Below are 321 nucleotides of genomic sequence, written 5' to 3' on the forward strand. Positions count from 1 at the left end.
CAGTGTGGCCGATCACCCTCTCAGGTCGGCTACGCATCGTCGCCTTGGTGAGCCGTTACCTCACCAACTAGCTAATGCGCCGCGGGCCCATCCTGTAGTGACAGCCGAAACCGTCTTTTAACATTCCTCCATGAGAAGGAATGGATTATTCGGTATTAGCCCCGGTTTCCCGGAGTTATCCCAATCTACAGGGTAGGTTGCCCACGTGTTACTCACCCGTCCGCCGCTAAATCAGAAGAAGCAAGCTTCTTCATCATTCGCTCGACTTGCATGTATTAGGCACGCCGCCAGCGTTCGTCCTGAGCCAGGATCAAACTCTCC

Annotated in this window: 1 rRNA gene; it reads right to left on the bottom strand. The window is 54.5% G+C overall.

From position 1 onward, the window contains the following. Positions 1-321, bottom strand: a 16S ribosomal RNA gene (locus tag PGC35_RS22125); the annotation flags it as partial.

This window comes from Psychrobacillus sp. PGGUH221, assembly GCF_042055255.1.
GTDB lineage: Bacteria > Bacillota > Bacilli > Bacillales_A > Planococcaceae > Psychrobacillus.